General features: G+C 60.2%; 21 protein-coding genes. 16 read left to right on the forward strand and 5 right to left on the reverse strand.

Features of this window, described 5'->3' with window-relative positions:
- Positions 1–224 precede the first annotated feature (224 nt).
- A complete protein-coding gene (locus ACIQJ2_RS05445) occupies positions 225–1,037 on the reverse strand; it encodes a LuxR C-terminal-related transcriptional regulator (protein WP_400675539.1) in 813 nt (270 codons plus the stop codon).
- Positions 1,038–1,223: 186 nt separating this feature from the next.
- Between ACIQJ2_RS05445 and ACIQJ2_RS05450 the strand changes: the two genes are divergently transcribed.
- The 7 genes from ACIQJ2_RS05450 (at position 1,224) to ACIQJ2_RS05480 (ending at position 7,891) form a co-directional block, all read left to right on the forward strand.
- The gene (locus ACIQJ2_RS05450; protein ID WP_400675537.1) at positions 1,224–2,315 is read left to right on the forward strand and encodes an ABC transporter ATP-binding protein; all 1,092 of its coding nucleotides are present in this window, start codon (positions 1,224–1,226) and stop codon (positions 2,313–2,315) included.
- 22 nt (positions 2,316–2,337) lie between these two features.
- Entirely contained in the window at positions 2,338–3,501 is a 1,164-nt protein-coding gene (locus ACIQJ2_RS05455; RefSeq protein WP_199147725.1) for a spermidine/putrescine ABC transporter substrate-binding protein, read from the forward strand.
- 86 nt (positions 3,502–3,587) lie between these two features.
- Positions 3,588–4,454 carry an ABC transporter permease gene (locus ACIQJ2_RS05460; protein ID WP_400675535.1) on the forward strand — a complete coding sequence of 289 codons (867 nt, stop codon included), beginning with the start codon at positions 3,588–3,590 and terminating at the stop codon, positions 4,452–4,454.
- Complete coding sequence (locus ACIQJ2_RS05465; RefSeq protein ID WP_199147721.1) at positions 4,454–5,266, forward strand: ABC transporter permease; 813 nt, start codon at positions 4,454–4,456, stop codon at positions 5,264–5,266. Before ACIQJ2_RS05460 ends, ACIQJ2_RS05465 begins: the two co-directional genes overlap by 1 nt.
- Before the next feature lie 13 nt (positions 5,267–5,279).
- The gene (locus ACIQJ2_RS05470; protein WP_199147719.1) at positions 5,280–6,041 is read left to right on the forward strand and encodes an SDR family oxidoreductase; all 762 of its coding nucleotides are present in this window, start codon (positions 5,280–5,282) and stop codon (positions 6,039–6,041) included.
- Between the two features lie 164 nt (positions 6,042–6,205).
- A complete protein-coding gene (locus tag ACIQJ2_RS05475) occupies positions 6,206–6,871 on the forward strand; it encodes an EthD family reductase (RefSeq protein WP_400675532.1) in 666 nt (221 codons plus the stop codon).
- Positions 6,872–7,033: 162 nt separating this feature from the next.
- Positions 7,034–7,891 (forward strand): sigma-70 family RNA polymerase sigma factor, encoded by an 858-nt coding sequence (locus tag ACIQJ2_RS05480; RefSeq protein ID WP_400675530.1) that lies wholly within the window; start codon positions 7,034–7,036, stop codon positions 7,889–7,891.
- Positions 7,892–7,954: 63 nt separating this feature from the next.
- Here ACIQJ2_RS05480 and ACIQJ2_RS05485 read toward each other — a convergent pair whose 3' ends face one another.
- Positions 7,955–8,983, reverse strand: a complete 1,029-nt coding sequence (locus ACIQJ2_RS05485) for a LacI family DNA-binding transcriptional regulator (protein ID WP_400675528.1) — start codon at positions 8,981–8,983, stop codon at positions 7,955–7,957.
- Positions 8,984–9,335: 352 nt separating this feature from the next.
- Between ACIQJ2_RS05485 and ACIQJ2_RS05490 the strand changes: the two genes are divergently transcribed.
- The 5 genes from ACIQJ2_RS05490 to ACIQJ2_RS05510 all read left to right on the forward strand — a co-directional run bounded on the left by ACIQJ2_RS05490 (position 9,336) and on the right by ACIQJ2_RS05510 (position 15,156).
- Positions 9,336–10,238, forward strand: a complete 903-nt coding sequence (locus tag ACIQJ2_RS05490; protein ID WP_400675526.1) for a substrate-binding domain-containing protein — start codon at positions 9,336–9,338, stop codon at positions 10,236–10,238.
- Positions 10,239–10,389: 151 nt separating this feature from the next.
- The gene (locus tag ACIQJ2_RS05495; RefSeq protein WP_400675524.1) at positions 10,390–11,934 is read left to right on the forward strand and encodes a sugar ABC transporter ATP-binding protein; all 1,545 of its coding nucleotides are present in this window, start codon (positions 10,390–10,392) and stop codon (positions 11,932–11,934) included.
- Positions 11,935–12,002: 68 nt separating this feature from the next.
- The gene (locus tag ACIQJ2_RS05500; RefSeq protein ID WP_400675579.1) at positions 12,003–12,926 is read left to right on the forward strand and encodes an ABC transporter permease; all 924 of its coding nucleotides are present in this window, start codon (positions 12,003–12,005) and stop codon (positions 12,924–12,926) included.
- A 2-nt stretch (positions 12,927–12,928) separates the two neighbouring features.
- On the forward strand, positions 12,929–13,885 hold the full coding sequence (locus ACIQJ2_RS05505; protein ID WP_199147754.1) for a sugar kinase: 957 nt from the start codon (positions 12,929–12,931) through the stop codon (positions 13,883–13,885).
- Entirely contained in the window at positions 13,882–15,156 is a 1,275-nt protein-coding gene (locus ACIQJ2_RS05510; protein WP_400675522.1) for a D-tagatose-bisphosphate aldolase, class II, non-catalytic subunit, read from the forward strand. Before ACIQJ2_RS05505 ends, ACIQJ2_RS05510 begins: the two co-directional genes overlap by 4 nt.
- 265 nt (positions 15,157–15,421) lie before the next feature.
- Here the strand turns inward: ACIQJ2_RS05510 and ACIQJ2_RS05515 are convergent, their stop codons facing one another.
- On the reverse strand, positions 15,422–15,787 hold the full coding sequence (locus ACIQJ2_RS05515; RefSeq protein ID WP_199147704.1) for a helix-turn-helix domain-containing protein: 366 nt from the start codon (positions 15,785–15,787) through the stop codon (positions 15,422–15,424).
- Between the two features lie 118 nt (positions 15,788–15,905).
- Between ACIQJ2_RS05515 and ACIQJ2_RS05520 the strand changes: the two genes are divergently transcribed.
- On the forward strand, positions 15,906–16,739 hold the full coding sequence (locus ACIQJ2_RS05520; RefSeq protein WP_400675520.1) for an enoyl-CoA hydratase/isomerase family protein: 834 nt from the start codon (positions 15,906–15,908) through the stop codon (positions 16,737–16,739).
- A gap of 52 nt (positions 16,740–16,791) precedes the next feature.
- On the opposite strand, the gene ACIQJ2_RS05525 is transcribed toward ACIQJ2_RS05520, so the two are convergent.
- Positions 16,792–16,965 carry a hypothetical protein gene (locus tag ACIQJ2_RS05525; RefSeq protein ID WP_400746463.1) on the reverse strand — a complete coding sequence of 58 codons (174 nt, stop codon included), beginning with the start codon at positions 16,963–16,965 and terminating at the stop codon, positions 16,792–16,794.
- A 55-nt stretch (positions 16,966–17,020) separates the two neighbouring features.
- On the opposite strand from ACIQJ2_RS05525, the gene ACIQJ2_RS05530 reads away from it, so the two are divergent.
- From ACIQJ2_RS05530 to ACIQJ2_RS05540, 3 genes are all read left to right on the forward strand, one after another.
- Positions 17,021–18,478, forward strand: coding sequence for a sensor histidine kinase (locus ACIQJ2_RS05530; RefSeq protein ID WP_400746486.1), 1,458 nt, complete (start codon positions 17,021–17,023; stop codon positions 18,476–18,478).
- A complete protein-coding gene (locus tag ACIQJ2_RS05535) occupies positions 18,475–19,056 on the forward strand; it encodes a response regulator transcription factor (RefSeq protein WP_400675514.1) in 582 nt (193 codons plus the stop codon). Before ACIQJ2_RS05530 ends, ACIQJ2_RS05535 begins: the two co-directional genes overlap by 4 nt.
- 97 nt (positions 19,057–19,153) lie before the next feature.
- Entirely contained in the window at positions 19,154–19,642 is a 489-nt protein-coding gene (locus tag ACIQJ2_RS05540) for a heme-binding protein (RefSeq protein ID WP_400675512.1), read from the forward strand.
- Positions 19,643–19,748: 106 nt separating this feature from the next.
- On the opposite strand, the gene dxs is transcribed toward ACIQJ2_RS05540, so the two are convergent.
- On the reverse strand, positions 19,749–21,695 hold the full coding sequence (dxs, locus tag ACIQJ2_RS05545; RefSeq protein ID WP_400675510.1) for a 1-deoxy-D-xylulose-5-phosphate synthase: 1,947 nt from the start codon (positions 21,693–21,695) through the stop codon (positions 19,749–19,751).
- Positions 21,696–21,835: the final 140 nt, after the last annotated feature.

The raw sequence follows: 21,835 nt of genomic DNA on the forward strand, positions 1-21,835 counted from the left end.
TTCAGGCGCTAATGACACCAAGGCCTTTCGGGGAGGAACGTGCCTTGCGCATCGTTGCATAGCCAAGCCGGTCTTCTCTTATGGGCAATGTCGCGGTAATTTCTATCGGCGCCGACGGGCTAGCGTCATAGAGGCGGACTGGCCTCTATGCATGTCGTTCGGTTTTGCGCGCACAGCTTTGCAAATCTTGCCGCCAAGCAAATTTGGGAAGACCAAAATACCCCCTATGCGAGGTTCTTGAGATATAACGAAAGCAGTTGGGTCTGGGACGAAATGCCGAGCTTGCGGTAAACGTTGCGCCGATGGACCTTCACCGTGCCCGTCGAGATATTGAGCTTCAACCCGATCGATTCAGACGAATGTCCCTGCAAGACGAGTTCGACGATAGCGGTCTCGCGGCTTGTCAGATTGAGATCCCGCCAGACCGCTTCGGCCGGTGCGAGGGACCCATTCTGGCCCTGGCGGCGGCGGCTCCTGCCACCGGCTGCCAGTTGCGCATCGAAGCGTGGAGCGAGGCCGGACCAATAGTGTCTCACCATGTTTGCAACGAGCGGCTCGACTTTCTTAAGCGTCAGGAATTCGGCTGGCGGAAAAACGCCGGTCTTTTCGCGCCGCATCAGTGACAGGACGACGGTGACATCCTCATCGGCATTGACGAAGAAACCGATCTCTTCGGCAAGACCGGTCTGCACATAGTAGGTTCGGTAATACTCACTCGAAAAGAAGCGATCCGGCGCCAGTTCCCGCATTCTGAGCACGCCTTCGCGGCGGCCATGCGCCGTGTGGTAGAACGGATCCAGCAAGTAGGGTCCGGCCTGATAGAGCGTCACGAAGACGATATGCTCCTCAGGATCGAAGGTGCTGTAGAGATCGATTGGCCGCTCCTTGCCGCGATAGGCGAAGACAACGACGTAGTCGAACCGCACCAGCGCCGCCATCATCTGGCGGAACGTCTCCCCGAATTCCAAATCGGCCATCGCCGATCTGCCGATCGTGGTGTTGAAAGCGGCAAAAAGCCCTTCAAGGTCGGTGCTCATATGACGGATCCCCTCTGCCGCCCTGCACTATCAAGCGCAGCCCCTATATACACCTCCCACGAAGCAGTTTGATCGAAAATACCTCTTTCGGGGTATATACCTCGCAGGAAGCTCAGGCTTACTCTTTCCTTAACGACGGTGGCAATAAGGCAGATAAAGACTGCCGACCAACCGCAGGGAACAGACGTGGCATCCGCTTCAACGAACGACATCGAATTCCGTTCGGTCACAAAAGCCTATGGCGCCGTGACCGCCGTAACGGACATAAACCTCAATGTGCCCAAGGGCGCATTCCTGGCGCTTCTCGGGCCTTCCGGCTGCGGCAAAACCACGTGTCTGCGCATGATCGGCGGCTTCGAGCAGCCAAGCGAAGGCACCGTGTTGATCGACGGGCGCGAGATGAACGGCGTTCCGGCCTACCGCCGGCCTGTGAACATGGTGTTCCAGCATTATGCGCTGTTTCCGCATTTCAACGTCGCGCAGAATGTTGCCTACGGCCTGAAGCAGATGCGCCCGAAGGTCGGTGCCGCCGAGATCGACCGGCGTGTCGCCGAAGCGCTCGAGATGGTCCGCCTCGGCGGCTTCGCCAAGCGCCGTATTCACGAAATGTCGGGCGGGCAGCAGCAGCGTGTGGCACTCGCTCGCGCCATCGTCAATCGGCCCTCCGTGCTCCTGCTCGACGAGCCGCTTGCTGCCCTCGACAAGAAGCTGCGCTCGGCCATGCAGATCGAGCTGCAGACGTTGCAGCGCGAACTCGGCATAACCTTCGTTCTCGTCACCCATGACCAGGAGGAAGCATTGTCGATGGCCGATATCGTCTGCGTGATGAGCGCCGGCCGCATCCGGCAGCTCGGCACGCCGCAGGAGGTCTACGACCGCCCAGCCGATCTCTTCGTCGCCGATTTCGTCGGCAAGACGAACCGTATCGAAGCGACGATGGAAGCTGATGGCGAAACGCTCCGCCTTGCAGACGGCTCGGCATTTTCGGCCGGCAAGCGGGTCGCGCCCGGAGCTGCGATTGCGGCATTGCGCCCGGAGGCTATTCATCTGAGCCGCGAGATGGCGGCATCAGGCAGATCTTTCAAAGGTATAGTGACGCACCGCATCTTCCTGGGCTCATCCGCGGAATATGCGGTCACTGTTCCCGGTCTCGGCGACTTCCTGATCACGTCAGATCGCGGCAGCATGAACGAGAGTGATCTCGTGGGGCCGGGCGAGCAGGTTTTCCTCGGCTTCGACCCTAAAGCCTTACATGTCTTTCCAGCATCGAATGCATAAACCAAAACAAGGGAACAGCATCATGAGCAAGGATTATAAGGACAATCTCCCTATATCAGCCGAAGGCTTCATGGACGAATTCATGCGCCTGAAGCGCGGCTCCGTCAGCCGCCGTCATTTCCTCGGCATCACCGGTCTCGGCCTTGCGACAGCGGTTCTGTCGCGCTTTCCGGGCGCGCTTTCGACGCCGGCCTATGCGGCAGGCGAACTTGGCACGCAGATGTCGATCGCAACCTGGCCGAACTATCACGATCCCCAGACCTTCGAGAACTTCAAGGCGGCGACCGGCGTCGCCGTCGAGGTCAATGTCTTCGGTTCGAACGAGGAAATGCTCGCCAAGCTCCAGGCCGGCGCCTCCGGCTGGTCCCTCTACGTGCCGACCAATTATACGATTTCGACCTATCACAAGCTCGGCCTCGTCGAAGAGCTCGATCTATCCAAGGTTCCGAACTTCAGCCAGACCACCGAGAGCCCGCGATTCACCAAGGAAGGGCAGATCGACGGCAAGACCTATGCCGTGCCGAAGAACTGGGGCACGACCGGCTTTTCTGTGAACACCAAGAAGATCAAGACGAAGCTCGCAAGCTGGAAAGACTTCTTCGAGATTGCGCAGACCGAGGCCGATGGGCGCGCCATGGTGCACGACTATCAGCTGACGACCATCGGCAGCGCACTCGTTTCCCTCGGCTATGATTTCAACTCGATCAAGGCGGAAGAGCTCGCCAAGGCCGAAGAACTGCTGATCAAGGTCAAGCCGCATCTCTTTGCGATTAACTCCGATTACCAGCCGTCCATGCGTTCGACGGATGCCTGGCTCACGATGTGCTGGACCAATGACGGCGCGCAGCTCAACCGCGACATGCCTGAACTTGCCTATGTGTTGGGCAAGGACGGCGGCGAAATCTGGACCGACTATTACGCGATCCCGAAGGATGCTCCGAACAAGGCAGCCGGCTACGCTCTGCTCAACTATCTCATGGATCCGAAGAACGCGGTGAAGGAGCATATCGCCAACGGTGCTCCGACCACAGACAGTCGCGTGATCGCCCTTCTGCCGAAGGACATCACCTCGAACAAGATCGTCTATCCCGACGAGGCCGCGCTGACCCCGCTGGAATTCGGCGCCGCCGTCACTCTCACCGATCCGAGCCGTGCCGAGTTGATGGCCCGCTTCAAGTCGGCCTGATCGTCCTTGCCCCACCCCGGTCCCTAGCGTCATTACGTGAAGGGGCCGGGCTCGCATTCCGAACCGGCGGATAAAGAAACCCATCGATGCCCCTTACCTCTGCCACCAAACGGCGCCTTGTCACCGCTGCCCTCGTCGGCCCGGCAAGCATCTGGCTGTTCGTCTTTCTGGTGCTGCCCTTCATCGCCATCATCGTCTTTGCTTTTGGCGAGCGAGCGCCGGAAGGCGGCTATCAGGCTGCCTTCACCTTCGCGCAATTCGCCAATCTCGGCTCGCGCTCGGCAGCCTTCGTCAACACGCTGACCCTTGCGCCGATCGGCGCTGCAGCCTGCCTGCTGGTTGCTTATCCGGTCGCCTATTATCTCGCCGTTAAGGCGAGCCCGCAGCGCCGGCTGCTGCTCGTCTCGCTTGTCGTCGTGCCCTTCTGGACGAGCCTTCTCGTGCGAACCTATGCCTGGATGTACCTGCTTGGCGCACGCGGCATTCCGCATCTGCTCGAATATGTCGGGATCGAGAATATCAGGCTCATCAATACGCCTGGTGCGGTGCTGCTCGGCATCGTCTACGGTTATCTGCCGCTGATGATCATGCCGATCTATGTCAGCCTCGAAAAGCTCGATCGGCGACTGTTGGAGGCATCGGCCGATCTCGGCGCCAAGCCTATCTCGACCTTCTTTTCCATTACGCTGCCGCTATCACTGCCGGGTGTCATGACCGGCGTTGCCCTCGTAACCATCCTGCTGCTTGGCGAGTATCTGATCCCGCAGTTGCTGGGTGGCGGCAAGGTCTTCTTCATCGGCAATGCGCTCGTCGATCTCTTCCTGCAGTCGCGCAACTGGCCGTTCGGATCGGCGATCGCTGTGACGCTGGTGGCTGTCGTCGTCATTATATTGCTTGTTGCCATGCGTATCGCCTGGCGCGTTGCAGGCACCCGCCAGGTGGATCTCGTCTGATGCGCGCACTCGTCACTTTCGTCTATCTCTTCCTTTATACGCCGATCGCGCTCGTCGTTCTGTTCTCTTTCAATGCCGGCCGCAATGCGAGCGAGTTCACCGGCTTTTCGACCCAATGGTACGGGCGGGCGCTGTCGAACACTTTCCTCATGGAAGCGCTGCAAAACAGTTTGATCATCGCCTTTACCAGTGCAGGGCTGGCCGCGATCTTCGGCACGATGGCGGCGATTGGCCTGGAGCGGCTCGGCCCTGGCACGCGTGCCATCTTCGACGGGTTGTTTGCCGCAGCGATCGTCGTCCCGGGTGTGGTCATCGGCATTGCGACGCTGGTGGCACTTGTCGAAGTCTTCGGCATCGTCAATCCGCTGATCGCAGCGGTCTGGCCCGGCGATCAGCCACCGAAGTTCGCGCTCGGCTACGGCTCGATCATCGCTGCGCACGGGCTCTTCACCATGGCGCTGGTGACGATGATCGTGAAGGCGCGTATTGCAAGCCTCGGTCGCGACATTGTCGAGGCATCGAGCGATCTCTACGCCACGCCATTGACGACGTTTCGCCAGATTGTCCTGCCGCAGATCATGCCGTCGATCCTGGCAGGCTTTCTGCTCGCCTTCACCTTTTCCTTCGACGATTTCATCATCGCTTTCTTCGTCGCGGGATCGAACACGACTTTGCCGATCTATGTCTTCGCCTCCATCCGACGCGGCGTCACGCCGGAGATCAATGCGATCGCAACGATGGTGCTGATCGCGTCGCTCGTCCTCATTCTCATCGCGCGCTTTTTGATGCGCGAAAAGACAACGACAAACTGACCAGGGAAAAATCATGATACTCAAGGATCGGGTCGCAATCGTCACCGGAGCCGGCTCCGGGATCGGCCGCGCCGGCGCGCTCATCATGGCGCGCGAGGGCGCGCATGTGATTGTCGCCGATATCGATTTGGCAAATGCCGAGGAGACTGTAAGCCAGATTGCCGGCGCAGGCGGCAGAGCCGAAAGCATGGTTGTCGACGTTATGGATGATCGCGCCCTTGAGGCTGGCATCGCAAAGATTGCGGCGCGGCATGGCCGTATCGACATCCTGCACAATCATGCGGGCGCCCAGGTCGCGGGCAATCTGGAAGACGTCGCGATATCTGGCTTCGACGCCTCCTGGAACCTGAATGTCCGGGCGCATTTCATGGCCGCGCGCTTTGTCATGCCGATCATGAAGAAGGCCGGCAAGGGTGTCATTCTCAACACTTCGTCTTCGTCAGGCGTCCTCTACGACCGCGAGATGATTGCCTACACCACGTCCAAACATGCGGTCATCGCGATGACCCGGCAGATGGCGGGCGACTATGCCCGGTTCGGCATAAGGGTGAACGCGCTTTGCCCTGGTTGGGTCGACACGCCGTTCAATGCGCCGTTCATCGCGCAGATGGGCGGACGCGATGCTATTGAAGGCTATATTGCCGAAAAGGTGCCGCTCGGACGCTGGGCTGACGTTTCGGAAATCGCCGAGCCAATTCTCTTCCTCGTTTCTGACCGCTCCTCCTACATGACGGGACAAATCCTCGTCGTCGATGGTGGCGAAACGGTCGTCTAGGTCGGCGGAATGGCATCGCCTGAACATGTGTTGAACCGCGCCGGGTAGGGGCGAGCAGCGCTATCTGGGCCTGTTGTAGTGGGTTTGGAAAAATCTTCTGGGCTGCGATCCGTTTGCAGCCTTTGGATCGTCCTTGGCATATCCGAAACAGAAGGAGATATGCCATGTCCAACGAACCCACCACCTTGATCAATTTCTTGAGATGCGAACCGGGGATGCAGGAGGCGTTGATCGCACTCCTGCAAGAGAACATAGAGACCGTCATCCGCACCCTTCCCGGCTGGGGGATGACCCGGTTGATCGCGGCAGAAGACGGCACCGGGGTCGTCATTCAATCGGAATGGGAGACGCCTGCCGCAGTCGCAGCAATGCGCGAGGATCCGCGTATGAGAGCCTATTTCCCGAGGATCGCCGCACTGGCAAGCCTGGAAACGATCGTGGGCTCGGCGGTGGCGACCGCCACACACGAACATCACGCCAAATCCCCCTCACACGGCTCGCTGCCAGGCGCTCGAGCGGCCCAGATGGTCGTGATCTATCGGACCCCTAAGGACCCGGAGGCATTCGATCGGCATTATTTCGATATCCACGTGCCGCTTGCCAAGAAGCTTCCGGGACTCAGGAGCTACCATGTCAATCATGGCCCCATCGCGGCGCCGATAGGTGCTCCCGATGTCTATCGGATCGGAACGTTGCATTTCGACGACCTCGCGGCCATCAAGACGGCCTTCGCAAGCCCGGAAGGTCAGGCAGCTGCCGCTGATCGCCGAATCTATGCGCCCGACGACTCCGGTGTTCAGATGTATCTTTTCGAAAGTTGGGCGCTTTGAAAACTCCCCCTTTTTCGTTCGGGTGAGCGGGCAGGCGAAGCCGGCAGTTGAATGGCTGCCGGTGCTGGCATTGTTTCAATGTCCTATCTAAGGCCCACTCGGGGATTGATCGACAACCGTGCCCGATCAAGGGTAAGCAGAAAGTGAAAGGACGATACGACCATGACCTCGGATGCTTTCGAAGATCGACTGCAAGCCTTGCGACCGCGCCTTCATCGATATTGCGCGCGCATGACAGGATCGGCCATTCAGGGCGAGGACGTCCTGCAGGACACCTTGGTCAAGGCGTTACACGCACGAAACCAAGGGGCCGAGGTGGATAATCTCGAGGGTTGGCTGTTTCGCATCGCCCACAACACAAGCCTCGACTTCCTGCGCAGCAACTCTCGAAATACCGTTGTGCCGCTCACGGACGATATCAAGGCCGATCCCATTCCCGAAGCGGACATTGTCGCAATCGGCTTTCAGACATTTCTGCGGTTACCGGAGCTGCAGCGCTGCGCGGTGATCCTCAAGGATGTCCTGGGACATTCGATAGAGGAAATAGCCGGCATCGCAGATTGCTCTCCCGCAGCCGCAAAATCTGCACTCCAGCGCGGGCGCGTGGCACTTAGATTGCTTGCCCAGGAGGGCGAAGATGCAAGGCTGCCGTTGATGTCCGAAGCGGACCGCCGGAAAATCGCAACCTATGTCGATATGTTCCGAAGTGGTGATTTCGACGCGATCCGGGCGATGCTCGCCGATGATGTGAAACTGGAACTGGTCAACCGCCTCAAGTGGCAGGGCCGCGACAAGATCGCTCCCTATTTCACGCGCTATGCCGAGGTGGCGAAATGGCGATTTGCGCTCGGTGCGGTCGAGGGGCAGCCAGCCATGCTTGTTTTCGATGGCACCGAGTCGATGGAGCGGCCGGCCCATTTCGTCCAGGTCGAATGGTCGGAAGGTCGAATTGTCGAGATCAGGGATTTCCTGTTCGCTCCATACGTGCTTGAGGCGATGGATTGGGTGCGGCTGGCGTGAACACGTCGCCGCCCGGATGGGATCCCCTGCGATTTTTCCAGGAAATGCTTGAGGTGAGCTCGTTCACGCAGACTGTCGCATGATGAGCCGTGCTTCGAGATGCGTCATACGTCCTTGGCCTTTTGATTGGTCCGGCGCTCCGCCAATCGTATCAAACAGCATGTCGATTCCTGCCGCGGCGATGCCTCGGTAGTCTTGCGCCATGGTGGTCAGCGGCGGGCAGGTGAAGCGGCTGAGCGGATGGTCGTCGTGGCCGGCGACGCGCAGGTCGCAATCGCTGTCATGGCCAACGCGCATCCGCCTTTCGAAAGCAGCTGCGATGACGCCGAAGGCGAGGCGGTCGTTGGCGCAAAGGACCGTGCGCGTCGGAAAGCCGGATCCGTCAAGCAGGCGCCCGGCGGCCTCATAACCCAATTGTTCGAAGTTCCAATCCTTGGGCGGGATTGCCAATGTAACCGGCTCCAACCCCAGCCGCTCCATCGTTGCAATATAAGCGTTGCGCCGTTCGAGAGCGTTCTGGTTGACGGCGGGCATCTCCAGGAAGCACGGATGTTCGCCGGTCCGGCAGAGATATTCGGTAATGTTGCCGATGCTCTGGCGGTTGTCGGTGCCGACAAAGGGACGGTCGCCGATACTGTTGTCGAGGAAGACAGTGGGTATTGCATCGGCGAGGTTCTCGAGCAGCCTTGCATCGGTCTCGAAGCCGAGCGGCGCCATCAGGACACCGGCGATGTTCAGCGACAAGAGCGTGCGCATGGCTCGCGCCTCCAGCTTCCGTTCGCCGTGAGAGGATAGAACGATCGTCCAATAGCCTTCCGCAAAACAGCGCATCTCGATCTGGCGCACGATCTCGGCATAGAACGGATCTGAAATGTGCGGGACGATCAACCCAATATTCTTCGGGTTCTTGCGATTGAGGCTGACCGCGAAGATATTCGGTCGATAATCATAGTCCTTCAGTGCCTTTTCGATGCGGGCACGGGTTGAGGGTTTTACGCTCTCGGGGTTGTCGAAATATTTCGAAACGGTCGGGCGGGAAAGCCCGCTTGCCGCAGCGAACTCTTCCATCGTCCGGATTTTGCTCTCGCTCATGGTCGCTTTCGAGGTTCGTAGCGGTTCGGTGCGCTCTCGCGCTCATTTAGCATGCGTAAAAATAAATCTTTAGGCCTATCAGAGGGATGATGCTGGTTTTACAGACCTCCGCAACTGTTCGTCACATGTATAGCCGCCAAACCAGCCGTTACAAACAGAATTTAGCACGGTAAAGTTTTTTTCACGTGTAAATAAATTGATTGACGCGATATCCAATCGATGCGATAGGAACCTCGCCCGATATGGGTGGATATGTCCTGCGCAGGAGAGGAAAGGCGGCTGCCGCCGCCAGCTGACAGGGCAGCTTCACAAGTTCTTAATCAGCCGGCGAGGCCGGCAATTGGAGGAAATCATGCTTCGCAAAACGCTCGGTCGCATTCTTCTTTCCGGCGCTGCCCTTGCCCTTATGGCAAGTGTCGCATCCGCAGCTGGCATTGGCGCGTCGCTCCTGACGCAGCAGCATCCGTTCTACATCTCGCTTGCCAACGCGATGAAGAAGGAAGCCGAGGCGGAAAAGGTGCCGCTGGAAGTGGCGATTGCCAACCAGGATCTGTCCAAGCAGCTTGCTGACGTCGAGGATTTCATCACCAAGGGCGTCGACGTCATCGTCATTTCGCCCGTCGACAGCAAGGGCGTGCGCGCGGCGATCAAGAAGGCCGAGAAGGCTGGGATCAAGGTCATTACCGTCGACGTTCCGGCTATCGACGCTGACGTCACCTCCTTCGTCGGCACGGACAATTTTGCCGGCGGCGAGAAGGCTGCCGAGCTGATGGCGAAGTCCATCGGCGGCAAGGGCAAGGTCGCCGTCATCGACTATCCGACGGTTCAGTCGGTCGTCGACCGCGTCGAAGGCTTCAAGAAAGGTCTTGAAAAGTATCCGGACGTGAAGATTGCCGCCATTCAGACGGGCATCACTCGTCCGGAAGCGCTGGCTGCTGCGCAGAACATGCTGCAGGCTAATCCCGATATCGTCGGCATCTTCGGCTTCGGCGACGACGCCGCACTTGCTGCTGCCTCTGCCGTCAAGGCCGCCAAGTTGGAGAGCCAGGTCAAGGTCATCGGCTTCGATGGCATGGAAGAGGCGCGCAACGCCGTGAAGAACGATCCGGTGATGGTCGGTGTTATCGCCCAGTATCCGGATCAGATGGGCAAGGTTGCCGTCGAGACTGCCGTCAAGGTCATCAAGGGCGAAACCGTTCCGGCCAAGCAGCCGATCGTGCCTGGCGTCGTGACCAAGGACGGCGAAACCAAGTAAAATATGTTTCGCGGCGGCCTCCGGCCGCCGCGATCATCTAGCCCGGGCGGCTATCTGTTGTCTGCGGCCTGGACCGTAGTCCATCTTATTCGTTCATTCGCCAATGGCCGTGCTTGCTGCTGCCGATGCGGGCGGCCAGGGAGGAGCGTGCGTGACACAAAGCAATGTAGCCACACAGGAAGAAGCGTCGCGAGGCACGGGAACGGTGCTGGAAATCCGCGATGTCGCCAAGTCCTTTGGCGCCGTGCAGGCGTTGAAGCGCATGAACCTTCAGGTCCGCCGCGGTCGCGTGCATACGCTGCTCGGCGAAAACGGTGCCGGCAAATCCACGCTGATGAAGATCCTTGCCGGGGTCTATAAGCCGACTTCGGGCGAAATCCTGCTTGCCGGCAAGGCATATCAGCCGCAGAATCCGCGCGATGCCCGCGCGCACGGTATTTCCATCGTTTTCCAGGAACTTAGCCTCTGCCGAAATCTCTCGGTCGCGCAGAACATTTTTGCCAGCCACGAGCCGAGCCGATTTGGCTTCGTTCGCGATCGTGTGCTCGTCGCCAAGGCCGAAGCGCTGATCGCGGATCTCGGCCTTCCGGTCAATGTGCATGCCAAGGTGGGCGACCTCTCCATCGCGCAGCGCCAACTCGTCGAGATCGCCAAGGGCCTCAGCCTGCCTGCGGACGTGGTCATCCTCGACGAGCCGACATCGTCGCTTTCCGATAGCGAGGCGGAAATCCTGTTCTCGATCATCGAGCGGCTGAAGGCGCGCGGCAAGGCGATCATCTACATCTCGCACCGCATGGAAGAAATCATGCGGCTTTCCGACGATATTACCGTCATTCGCGACGGCGAATATGTCACCACGACGGAAAAGAGCGAGACCAGCATCGACAAGCTGATCGCGCTGATGGTGGGCCGCGAAATGCAGGACATTTACCCGCCGCGCGTGGCGCCGCGTCCGGCCGAGAGTATTGCACCCGTCCTGGCGACGAAAAACCTCACGGTTCCGGGAAAGTTCCACGATGTCTCCATCGATGTGAAGCCCGGCGAAGTCGTCGGCCTCTTCGGTCTGATCGGTTCCGGGCGGTCCGACATCATGAAGGCGCTCTTCGGCATGGAGCGCCCGGAAGGGCAGATCTTCCTCGACGGTAAGCCGCTGACACTTGCCTCGCCCTCCGAGGCGATCCGCAATGGCATCGCCTTCGTGACCGAAAATCGCAAGGAAGAGGGCCTGGTTCTGGCGCACAGCGTCGAGCGCAACGTCAATATGGTGGCGCTTAAGCAGCTTGCCGGCCCGTTCGGCTTGATGCGCGGCAGCGCCGAGCGCGCAGCCGCCAAGACGGAAGTGCTGCGCCTCGCGATCAAAGCGGCTTCGATCGACACCACAGCCGGTTCGCTCAGCGGCGGCAACCAGCAGAAGATCGTGCTGGCCAAATGGCTGCAGATCAGGCCGCGCGTCCTGATCCTCGACGAACCGACGCGCGGCGTCGACGTCGGCGCAAAGTTCGAGATCTATCGCATCATCCGCGAGCTTGCGGCCGAAGGCGCGGCGATCCTGATGGTTTCCTCGGAACTGCCCGAGGTACTCGGCCTCAGCGATCGTGTCGTCGTGATGCACAACAGAGGCCTGGCAGCCGTGCTCGATGCCGAAGGCCTGACACCCGAAACCGTTATGACCTATGCAGCGGGGATGCACGCATGAGCAATCTTCAGACAACACAGGGGAGGGGCGCGGACGCGCAGGTCCGCCAGTCGTTCTTCCGTTCGCCGATGGTGCGCCAGTATGGTGGCATCATCATCTCGCTCGCTGTGCTCTGCATTGTTTTCTCGGTGCTGAGCCCGCGCTTCCTAGCCTTCAACAACTTCATGAATATCATGCAGCAGGTGGCGGTGGTTGCTGTTGCCGCTTACGGCATGACCTATGTCATCCTGCTTGGCGAGATCGATCTTTCGATCGGCTCGATCATTGCGGTTGCCGGCATGGTGGCGGCGCAGGCTTTCGCCATGGGCTTCGGTTTCTTGCCGACTGTTCTTCTGACGCTGGTGGCGGGCGCCATCATGGGAGGGTTGAACGGAGCACTGTCTGCAAAGCTGATGCTTCCTTCCTTCATCGTGACTGTTGCGAGCATGGGGATCTATCGCGGCGTCGTCAGCCTGCCGACCAATGGCGCACCGGCCATGATCGACAACGATGCATGGCTCGCTATCGGCTCGGAGAGTTTCCTCGGGCTCCCGATCATCATCTGGATCATGGCCGTACTTTTCGCGATCAATCACATCGTCCTGTCGAAGTCGATCTTCGGTCGGCAGGTCTATCTTTCCGGTGGCAACCGCGAGGCGGCCGTTTATTCCGGCATCCGCGTCGATCGCATCAAGATCATCGTTTTCATGATTTCGGGCGTGATGGCGGCGATCAGCGGCATTCTGCTCTCTTCGCGCCTGTCCTCGGCACAGACCAATTCCGGCATGGGCTACGAGCTTGACGCCATTGCGGCTGTGGTGCTCGGCGGCACCTCACTTGCCGGCGGCGTCGGCACGATGGTCGGCACCATTCTCGGCGCCTTGATCATCGGCGTCATCAACAATGGCATGAACATGCTGTCGGTGCCCTATTTCTACCAGCTCATCGTCAAGGGCCTGGTCATTCTCATCGCCGTCTGGCTCGACGTGCGCAGCAAGGCGGTGCGGACGTGAGCATGAAGAAGATCATCACCATCGGCGAGATCGTCGTCGAGATCATGGCGGTCGAAACGGGCAACGGCTTCCTGTCCGCAATCCCGCTGATCGGGCCATTCGCTTCGGGCGCCCCGGCAATTTTCATCGACCAGGCGGCCAAGCTCGGCCAGCCCTGCGGCATCGTCAGCGCCGTCGGCAACGATGATTTCGGCGTGCTTAATGTCGAGCGATTGCGCAACGACGGCGCGGATGTTTCTGCCATCACGGTGCATCCGACTGCAGCAACCGGCAGCGCCTTCGTGCGCTACCGGCAGGACGGCAATCGCGATTTCATCTTCAACATCAAGCACAGCGCCTGCTCGGCCATAGGCTTGACGCCACAAGCCGAAGCGCTGGTCGAGACCGCCGATCATCTGCATATCATGGGCTCGGCGCTCTTCTCCGACGGCATCGTCGAAGCCATTCACGAGGCGACCAGGCGTATCAAGGCGAAGGGCGGCACGGTCTCCTTCGATCCCAATATCCGCAAGGAAATGCTGGAGCTGCCGGGCATGCGCGAGGCGCTTGGCCATGCGCTTGAAAACACCGATCTCTTCATGCCGAGTGGTGCGGAGATCTTCCTCTTTACCCAGGCAACGGAAGAAAAGGCTGCTGTCGCGGAATTGCTGGCGCGGGGCATCAAGGCCGTCGTGATTAAGCGCGGTGCCGAAGGCGCCAGCTATTTCGATGCCTCTGGCGAGACCATGGCCCCGGCCTTCAAGGTTGAGGAGGTTGACCCGACCGGCGCCGGCGACAGTTTTGGTGCGGCTTTCGTCACCTGCTGGTTGCGCGGTATGGCCGCCGACAAAGCACTCGTTATTGCCAATGCCACCGGCGCACGCGCCGTCGGCGTCAAAGGCCCGATGGAAGGCACGTCCAGCATGGCCGAGATCGAAGCCTTCCTCGCCGCCCGCAATCTTTCCGGAGTATCGTCATGAGCAGCACCAAGACCCTCAGCACACTTCCTGCCCGCTATGCGGCGGGTGAACGGCGCGGCATTGCTTCCATTTGCTCGGCCCATCCGCTGGTCATCGAAGCCGCTTTCCTGGAGGGACTCGCGACCGAGACGGATGTGCTGATCGAAGCCACCTGCAATCAGGTCAACCAGGAGGGCGGCTATACCGGCATGACGCCTGCCGACTTCCGCCGCTTCGTGGAAGAAATCGCGGAGCGCGTCGGTTTTGACACGCGCCGGCTGATCCTTGGTGGTGATCATCTCGGCCCTAACCCGTGGAAGCATCTGCCGGCAGAAGAGGCGATGCAGCGCTCCGAAGTGATGATGGACGCCTTCGTGCGTGCCGGTTTCACGAAAATCCATCTCGATACTTCGATGGGTTGTGCAGGGGAACCGGTCGCACTGTCGGATGCGGTAACCGCCGAGCGCGCTGCGCGTCTTGCGCTGGTTGCTGAAAAAGCGGCAGCTGTATCGGGCTTTGATCTGCCTGTTTATATCGTCGGCACGGAAGTGCCTATCCCCGGTGGCGCGATGGAAGCGCTCGACCATCTGGAGCTGACCAGCCCGGAGGCGGCGCTGGAAACTGTCGAGGTGCATCGTCGCGCCTTTGCCGCCCTTGGTCTTGAAAACGCCTTCGCCCGTGCCATCGGCGTCGTGGTGCAGCCGGGCGTCGAATTCGGCAATGAAAACGTCGTGGTCTACGACCGAGCTGCGGCTCGCGAGCTCAGCAGCGTTCTGCGCCGTATGCCGCAATTCGTCTTTGAAGCGCACTCGACCGACTACCAGCCGGCATCCGCGCTGCGCGGGCTCGTGGAGGATGGCTTTGCCATTCTCAAGGTTGGGCCGGGGCTCACCTTTGCGCTTCGCGAAGCGCTCTACGGTCTCGATCAGATCGCTGCGGTTCTCGATAATGGGCCGGAAACCTTGCGGCAGGGCATGGAAGCGCTTTTGCTCGCAGAGCCGAAGAACTGGCAGAAATATTACCACGGCAACGAGGCGGAGCTGCGCATTCAGCGGCATTTCTCCTACAGCGACCGCATTCGTTACTACTGGCCGCACCCTGCTGCCGCGGCACTTGTCGAGGGCCTGTTCCAAAGGCTCGGCGACCGAGAATTGCCGGAGACGTTGGTCAGCCAGTATCTTGGAGCGCTCTATCCGGCCGTGGCCGCCGGCACGGTTGAAGCCAAGGCGCGGCCGCTCGCGCTGGAGGCCATCCGGAACGTCATCCGCACTTATAATCGGGCGACGATCTGACCTGGCTTCCAGAGTGACGGCATCCGATACCACCGCCGGCCAGTAGAGCGATCAGGCCGGCGGCGACTGCGCCCAGCTGAAATGCGATTTCGGTCAGCCGAAATTGTTCAGGTGGCACAGGTGTTGCCGCGTAGATCGTTGTCCATGTCAGATCGCGCTCGGAACCATCGAGCTACTGGAAAGCTGCGATGCAGGCAGACCGCATGTGCCAACCGGAGTGGGCGGCGAGGGGACGTGATGGAATCATGTGTCCGGAATGGAACTTTCAGCTCTGCATTTCATCGTAGCGGCTCTGATGCTGCTGGATCTCCACCATGTTCTCGACCGTCCAGTCATAAAGCTCAGCGAACGGCCTTTGCAGCGACTCTCCCAACGGCGTCCGGGCATACTCCACGCCCAGTACACGTCCCGTCAGGACGGTGCGGGTAATCATTCCGTTTCGCTCCAGCTTGCGCAGCGTCTGAGTGAGGACCCGCTGGGTGACGCCATCGAGACGGCTCTTGATCGCATTGAATCGCCGAGGCTCCTTCAGCACGGCCATAACCATCATCGACCACTTGTCCGCTATCTGATCGAGGATAGCACGGCTCGGGCAATCCGAACGGTAAACGGGGTCTGGATCGGGGATCATTGGTATTCTCCGGCATCCCTGGGATGCTTTTGGTGCGTAATTGACACTAGGTATATATTAAATACTTAAAGTCCTGCAACCTTAACTTCACCCCTCATGGGACACGCAGGAGCACACCATGACTTCCTTCGAATTCGCCAAGTTACGCATCGTGAAAGATGGCGGAGTGGCCACCGTCACCATCGATAATCCGCCAGTAAACGTCCTCGATGTCGGCCTGATGAGCGAGATCAGTCGTTTTCTTGTTTCGGTTCGTGGGGACGAGGAGACACGCGTTATCGTATTCGATAGCGCCGATCCGGAGTTCTTCATCGCGCATGTGGACATGACGCTCATCGATGAGCCGAATGCATTCGACGAACTGGCGCAGGATGCACCGGAAGGCTTGAATCCGTTTCAGGCGTTTGGCGAGTTGTTGCGATCGCAGCCTCAGGTGACAATCGTCAAGTTGGCAGGTTTCGCGCGCGGCGGCGGTGCGGAGCTTGTCGCGGCAGCCGACATGGCTTTCGCAGCGGAAGGCCGCGCCGGTCTCGGGCAGTGCGAGGCGCTGATGGGTATCACGCCTGGCGGCGGCGCAACCCAGTACCTTGGAACACGGATGCCGCGGTCTCGGGCGCTGGAGGTTGTGCTTGGTGCCGATCTTTTCGATGCCCGGACGGCGGAACGCTATGGCTGGGTCAATCGCGCGCTGCCAGCTGACCAGATCGACGACTTTGTCGCGAGATTGGCCCGACAGATTGCCGCTTTGCCGCCCGGCGTCATCGCCGCAGCAAAGGCTGCCTTGCCGCCGACCGATCTTCGAGAAGGTTTGGGGCGCGAGCATGCTGCTTGGGCCGGCCTGTTTGCACGACCGGCGGCAGAGGCACTGATCCGGGGTGGTCTCAAAGCTGGAGCACAATCAAAGGCGGGCGAACGCGACCTGGAGGGGCTTCTTCGAGATTTGTCGATCTGACATCGGCTTGGGGCATGGCCCCGAACCGATCCAAGATCTGTTTCGGTCAGCATTAAGCATTGCTCTTCCGGCGCTCGCCAATAGCGATCAGCGCCGGAAGATCGGATACCGATAGGCTTCGGAATTCGTTCGCCGTCATTTCGCGGTTGCGATTGCATCCAACCTCATGATGAATAGCTGCTTCGACAACTGACAGGATGCCCCGTGCCACTTCAATGCCGCCCATGACAAGATATTTTCCACTCTCACGGTTCATCCCTTTGGGATCTCTCTTGATCTGGGTGGCAACAGCAGTGCTTGCCATCGCTCTGCTGGCGGCCTTTCAATACAGATCCGGGCTGGCCCAGCTTTCCGACTGGACGCGAGGAACGGATACTTTTCTGGCCGAAAAGCTGGCGCAGCACGACGCCCATATGACTGCGCTTGCCGCCGTGATCCGCATGTCGCCAACCGAGCCGTCGGCAAGCGTGCAGGGACTTGCCGAGTCGATAACCGCATTCTATCCCCGCGTCACCGATATCGCGACGATCCGCATCGACGGAGCAAATGCTCACGTCATCGCCTATGGCAAACCGCAGGGGCCGACTGTGGAAGCGGATCTGTCGGCCGGCGATTTGCCGAAGCTCGGCAAGCCCGGGGAAACGGCTGTTCGGCCGATCCCGGAGCGTCATGCCTACGACATATATAAGCTCGTCGAAGCCGGCCGGCTGCTGCGCTTGCGCATCAACGCCGCGGCACTCTTGGCCACAGACAATGTCCCGCCTGGATATTCGGTCAGCCTGTCGCTCGGCGACACCGTACTCTTTAGCAGGGTTTCGGATCGGGCCTCGATCGTGGACGTGAAGAGCAGCCTTTCCGCCAGCAATCCGGGACAGCCGCTCCATCTGTCGATCAGCGAGGGTTTCAGTCTCGGCGAACTCTTTCCCTTCAGCCTGGTGCTTCCTCTGTTGCTGGGGTCGGCTGCTACAGTGTGGTTTAGCGTGCAATACCGTAATGCGCGCCGGGAGAAGAGGCGGCAGGAGCGTCGCGCCACCCTGCTGGAGCAGGAGACCCGGCTCGCCCATGCCGGCCGCGTCAACGCGCTTGGCGAAATGGCGTCGGGCATTGCCCATGAACTCACCCAGCCCATCGCCGCCATACTGAGCCAAAGCCAGGCCGCGCGGCGTGCGCTGACTTTGGACCGCACGGATATTCTTGAGCAGGCGCTGGATGCCAATATTCGCGAAGCAAAACGGGCAGGCGATATTCTCGGCCGCATGCGCGCTTATATTTCCGGCGCAGAGGCGCGGATCGAGAGAGTGGCACTGTCGGAGGCGCTGCACGGCGCGTTGCGCCTCGTCGAGGCGGACTTGGCGCAACAGGCGATCGCGCTCGACGTTGTGATCGCCGACGCTCCTTGTGTCGTCGCGATCGACCTCATCTCGTTTCAGCAGGTTATCCATAATCTCATTCGCAACGCCGCAGACGCCATGTCCGGTCAGCCGGACGCGCGCATAACGCTCAAGGCCGGTCCGCAGAACGCCCAGGCGCTCATCGTCATCGCCGACAACGGGCCGGGGATCGACGCCAATTTGCTCGACCGCATCTTCGAGCCGTTTTTCACCACCAAGCCGGATGGCATGGGGCTCGGTTTGCCTCTCTGCGTCCGATTGATCGAAAAGGTCGACGGCACCATTGACGTACGCAACGACGGGGGCGCCTGCTTTACCATTCGTCTGCCAGCCGGAGGGGCCGCATGATCTATCTCGTCGACGACGATGCCTCCGTGCGCGAAGCGCTCGCGCTCCTGCTTTCCACCTATGGCAAGAGTGTTACCGCCTTTCCGGATGCGTCCCATCTGCTTGCCCATCTCGACAAAGCCAAGCCCGGCATATTGATCCTCGATCTGCGCATGCCCGCAATCAGCGGGCTGCAGCTCCTGAAGAAACTGGCGGAGATGAATGTCGATTGGCCGGCGATCATGATTACCGGTCACGGCGACGTCGAAGCTTGCCGTCGCGCCTTCAAGGCCGGGGTGGCAGATTTTCTCGTCAAGCCCGTCGACGAACACGTGCTGATCGAGGCGATTGCTTCCTGCGAGGCGCAGCTCGCCGAACTTTTGGCGCGTCAGGAGACGGGACGGCTGCTGGATCAGCTCACCGCCCGCGAACGCGAGGTCATCGAACTGGTGTCGAAGGGGCTGGGCAGCAAGGAGATCGCTGCGACGCTTGATGTGTCCGTCCGCACGGTGGACAGCCATCGCGCGAGTATCGCCATGAAGCTCGGCACGCCCGCTGTGGCCGAGCAAACGCGCATATGGCTTGCTGCATATCGGTAGTTCTACCGATATGTCTCCGTGGCTGTGCGAATTCCGGCAAACCGGCTCGCCGGATAGACCTCCTTTCAGGATACACAACGCCCTGGAGGTCCCTGACATGAAAAACGTCCTGCTTTCGCTCGCCCTTGCCACAGCCATCAGCGCTCCGGCCTTCGCGGACAACACCGTTAAGCAGACCAGCCTCGGAACCGCATTTGCGGTTGATCTCGCCCAGGCGGCCGTTTCGGCTTGCGCGGCCGACGGCTACAACGTCGCTGCGGCTGTTACCGACCGCTCCGGCATTTTGCTGGCACTGGTCAGGGCTGAAAATGCCGGTGCCCATACGGCCAACGCCGCCTCGGCGAAGGCTTACACTTCAGCGTCTTCGCGCAACCCGACCAGCGGCATGGCCGAGACCGTTCAGAAGAATCCGGCTGCCGCCGGTCTGGCCGATATCCCGGGCTTCCTGGTCCTTGCTGGCGGCGTGCCGGTAAAGGTCGGCAAGGACACCATCGGTGCTATCGGCGTCGGCGGGGCGCCGGGCGGTAATTTCGACGAAGCCTGCGCCAACAAGGCGCTCGACAAATTCGCGGATCGCCTGAAGTAAGTTTTCTCCGAATATGTCTCGAAGTGCCCGCAAACCCATCTGCGGGCGCTTTGGCCGTTGGCGGCAGTATCACTCACGGTATGGGATGTGTCAGTCCTGGGGCCGGTCAAATCCGCTTGTCACCCCAGCTGAACGACGCCCGCAGGCAATGACGAATGGTTTCGGCAATATGGGAGGCCGTCAGTTTCGCTGCCGCAATCTGCCCCTCCTGGCTGTCGTGATCGATGAAGCGGTCCGGCAGAGTCATTGCTCGGAAAACGAGCCCACGATCCATCAAGCCTTCCCATGTCAGGCAATGCATCACGGCCGCACCAAAGCCGCCAGCGGCGCCCTCTTCGACGGTCACCAATATGGGGTGGTGTCTTGCCAAACGGGTGATGAGTGCGACATCGAGCGGCTTGGCGAAGCGCGCGTCGGCGACGGTGATGGATAGACCCTCGACTTCGAGCATACGTGCGGCCTGTAGGGCATCCGCAAGGCGCGTGCCGAGCGACAGGATCGCAGCGGAAGCTCCCTCTCTTAGAATTCGGCCGCGGCCTATAGTCAGCGCTTCGGCCTTTGCCGGTTGCTGTGCCCCCGTGCCAGGACCGCGGGGATAACGGATCGCGCTCGGACGATCGTCAATCTGCTGCGCCGTCCGAACCATGTGGATGAGTTCCGCCTCGTCGGACGGTGCCATCAGCACCATGTCGGGCAGACAGCCGAGATAAACGAGATCGAAGCTTCCGGCATGTGTTGCTCCATCGGCTCCCACCGGTCCGGCGCGATCGATCGCAAAGCGCACCGGCAGCCGCTGGATTGCAACATCATGCACGATCTGGTCATAGGCACGCTGGAGGAAAGTCGAATAGATCCCGCAAAAGGGCGTCATGCCTTCGGCAGCGAGGCCGGCGGCAAAGGTAACAGCGTGCTGCTCCGCGATGCCGACATCGAAGAACCGCGAGGGGAAGCGCGCCGCGAACTTGTCGAGCCCGGTTCCGGACGGCATCGCGGCTGTGATCGCGACGATCCGGGAGTCGTGTTCGGCCTCCGCGATCAAGGCCTTTGCAAAGACATCCTGATATTTCGGCGGACCAGACCTGCTTTTTTCCTGTTCGCCGGTGGCGACGTCAAACCGCGCGACCGCGTGCAGCTTCTCGGCATTTCGTTCCGCCGGAGCAAAGCCTTTTCCCTTTTGCGTTACCGCATGGATCAGGATCGGGCCGTCGATATCCGCCTCGCGCACATTGCGCAGGAGTGGAATGAGCTGCTGAAGGTCATGCCCATCGACTGGCCCGACATAGTAGAAGCCGAGTTCGTCGAACAGTGTCGACCCTGTCATGAAGCTTCGCGCCAATTCTTCGGCCCGTCGTACCCCACGTTCGAGTCGCGACGATATCTGACCGGCGAGTTTCAAGCCGAGATCGCGGAACGTCAGAAATTGCCGGCTGCTGATGAGGCGTGAGAGGTAGCCGCTCATCGCGCCGGTCGGCGGTGCGATGGACATCTCATTATCATTGAGGATCACGATCATACGCGCTTTCATCGCGCCGGCATTGTTCATCGCTTCATAGGCCATGCCTGCGCTCATCGCCCCGTCACCGATCACGCAGACAATGGTCCGGTCTTTGCCGGAGCCTTTAGCGGCCAGCAGATCGCGGGCAACCGCCATGCCAAGGCCCGCGGAGATCGATGTGGAGGAATGACCCGCGCCAAACGGATCATATTCGCTCTCGCTGCGAGCGGTGAACCCAGCCAGACCGTCGCGCTGGCGGATCGTTCTCATCCGGTCCCGTCGACCGGTCAGGATCTTGTGCGGGTAGGTCTGATGCCCGACATCCCAGATGAGCCGGTCGTGCGGTGTGTGAAAGACTGTATGCAGGGCCACCGTCAATTCCACCACCGCCAGCGACGAACCGAGATGGCCCCCGGTCTGCGATACCGCGTTGATCGTCTCGGCGCGCAGCTCGTTCGCCAGCTGTTGCAGTTGCTCGATTGAAAGGTTCCAAAGATCTCGAGGGGTCTCGATCCGATCGAGCAATGGTGTTGCAATACGTCCTGCCTCTCCACGCATCCTATTGATCGCCTGTCCTTTGCTCCGATACCGACTCCGCCGCGCGTAACGACGTTGTGGCTGTGCCCGCCATTCTTCCGCCCGTCTCACTGTCTCGTGGCAAGCGTCGCCGTCCTGTGTAGCGAAAGCACCAGTGCCGC

Source organism: Rhizobium sp. NPDC092011 (genome assembly GCF_044756305.1).
In the GTDB taxonomy this organism is placed as follows: Bacteria; Pseudomonadota; Alphaproteobacteria; order Rhizobiales; family Rhizobiaceae; genus Rhizobium.

What these genes read in the sequence shown, in the direction of transcription:
- ACIQJ2_RS05520 (WP_400675520.1), top strand. Translation starts at nt 15,906, where the DNA reads ATGACTTCCTTCGAATTCGCCAAGTTACGCATCGTGAAAGATGGCGGA.
- ACIQJ2_RS05525 (WP_400746463.1), bottom strand. Translation starts at nt 16,965, where the DNA reads ATGGGCGGCATTGAAGTGGCACGGGGCATCCTGTCAGTTGTCGAAGCA.
- ACIQJ2_RS05510 (WP_400675522.1), top strand. Translation starts at nt 13,882, where the DNA reads ATGAGCAGCACCAAGACCCTCAGCACACTTCCTGCCCGCTATGCGGCG.
- ACIQJ2_RS05490 (WP_400675526.1), top strand. Translation starts at nt 9,336, where the DNA reads ATGCTTCGCAAAACGCTCGGTCGCATTCTTCTTTCCGGCGCTGCCCTT.
- ACIQJ2_RS05445 (WP_400675539.1), bottom strand. Translation starts at nt 1,037, where the DNA reads ATGAGCACCGACCTTGAAGGGCTTTTTGCCGCTTTCAACACCACGATC.
- ACIQJ2_RS05540 (WP_400675512.1), top strand. Translation starts at nt 19,154, where the DNA reads ATGAAAAACGTCCTGCTTTCGCTCGCCCTTGCCACAGCCATCAGCGCT.
- ACIQJ2_RS05500 (WP_400675579.1), top strand. Translation starts at nt 12,003, where the DNA reads ATGGTGCGCCAGTATGGTGGCATCATCATCTCGCTCGCTGTGCTCTGC.
- ACIQJ2_RS05485 (WP_400675528.1), bottom strand. Translation starts at nt 8,983, where the DNA reads ATGAGCGAGAGCAAAATCCGGACGATGGAAGAGTTCGCTGCGGCAAGC.
- ACIQJ2_RS05455 (WP_199147725.1), top strand. Translation starts at nt 2,338, where the DNA reads ATGAGCAAGGATTATAAGGACAATCTCCCTATATCAGCCGAAGGCTTC.
- ACIQJ2_RS05470 (WP_199147719.1), top strand. Translation starts at nt 5,280, where the DNA reads ATGATACTCAAGGATCGGGTCGCAATCGTCACCGGAGCCGGCTCCGGG.
- ACIQJ2_RS05465 (WP_199147721.1), top strand. Translation starts at nt 4,454, where the DNA reads ATGCGCGCACTCGTCACTTTCGTCTATCTCTTCCTTTATACGCCGATC.
- ACIQJ2_RS05505 (WP_199147754.1), top strand. Translation starts at nt 12,929, where the DNA reads ATGAAGAAGATCATCACCATCGGCGAGATCGTCGTCGAGATCATGGCG.
- dxs (WP_400675510.1), bottom strand. Translation starts at nt 21,695, where the DNA reads ATGCGTGGAGAGGCAGGACGTATTGCAACACCATTGCTCGATCGGATC.
- ACIQJ2_RS05515 (WP_199147704.1), bottom strand. Translation starts at nt 15,787, where the DNA reads ATGATCCCCGATCCAGACCCCGTTTACCGTTCGGATTGCCCGAGCCGT.
- ACIQJ2_RS05480 (WP_400675530.1), top strand. Translation starts at nt 7,034, where the DNA reads ATGACCTCGGATGCTTTCGAAGATCGACTGCAAGCCTTGCGACCGCGC.
- ACIQJ2_RS05535 (WP_400675514.1), top strand. Translation starts at nt 18,475, where the DNA reads ATGATCTATCTCGTCGACGACGATGCCTCCGTGCGCGAAGCGCTCGCG.
- ACIQJ2_RS05475 (WP_400675532.1), top strand. Translation starts at nt 6,206, where the DNA reads ATGTCCAACGAACCCACCACCTTGATCAATTTCTTGAGATGCGAACCG.
- ACIQJ2_RS05460 (WP_400675535.1), top strand. Translation starts at nt 3,588, where the DNA reads ATGCCCCTTACCTCTGCCACCAAACGGCGCCTTGTCACCGCTGCCCTC.